Genomic DNA, 986 nt, shown 5'->3' with positions numbered 1-986 from the left:
CGATTTGTCGATGGCACTTTCATCCGTATCCCTATGACTTACGATTCCACCGCCTCCTACCCACGCGACCTGATTGGCTACGGCCGCAACACGCCCCATCCCGAATGGCCCGGCAAAGCCCGCGTGGCCGTTCAGTTCGTGTTGAACTACGAAGAAGGCGGTGAGAACCATATCCTGCATGGCGACCCCGGCAGCGAGCAATTTCTGTCGGAAATGTTCAATCCCGCCAGCTACCCGGCCCGTCACATGAGCATGGACGGCATCTATGAATACGGCTCGCGCGCCGGCGTCTGGCGCATCCTCAAGGAGTTCGAGAAGCGCGGTCTGCCGCTGACCGTATTCGGCGTGGCCACGGCGCTGCAAAAGCATCGCGAGCTGGCCCAGGCCTTCGACGAGCTCGGTCACGAAGTGGCCTGCCACGGCCTGAAGTGGATTCACTACCAGAACGTGCCAGAAGAGATCGAGCGTGCCCACATGCAGCAATGCGTGGACATCTTTGAAGAGCTGTACGGCGCGGACGGCGACCACGGCCTGGGCTGGTACACCGGCCGCGACAGCCCCAACAGCCACCGCATCGTGGCCGATGCCGGCCGCTTTACCTACGACAGCGATTACTACGGCGACGACCTGCCCTTCTGGATGAAGGTTGCCAAGAGCGACGGCACGACGCACAACCAGCTCATCGTTCCCTACACGCTGGACGTCAACGACATGCGCTTTGCGCTGCCCCAGGGCTACTCGCACGCCGATCCGTTCTTCCAGTACATGAAGGACACATTCGATGTCCTGTACGCCGAGGGCAATGCCAGCGGCGACAACGCCCCCAAGATGATGAGCATCGGCATGCACTGCCGACTGCTGGGCCGTCCCGGCCGGATTACAGCGCTGCAGCGCTTCCTCGACCACATCCAGAAGCACGACAACGTGTGGGTGTGCCGCCGTATTGATTTGGCTCGTCACTGGGCCGAGCGTTTCCCCTGCAAGGA

General features: G+C 61.7%; 1 protein-coding gene. It reads left to right on the top strand.

The genetic code is table 11. The features are described from left to right. Positions 1-33: 33 nt before the first annotated feature. Positions 34-986: allantoinase PuuE (gene puuE, locus CTATCC11996_RS07505; protein ID WP_034348414.1), on the top strand; the 953-nt coding region annotated here is incomplete at its 3' end.

Source organism: Comamonas testosteroni ATCC 11996, assembly GCF_000241525.1.
GTDB classification, from domain to species: domain Bacteria; phylum Pseudomonadota; class Gammaproteobacteria; order Burkholderiales; family Burkholderiaceae_C; genus Comamonas; species Comamonas testosteroni.
The sequence above is the reverse complement of the archived record's forward strand: the minus strand, read 5'-3'. Positions and strand labels throughout refer to the sequence as shown.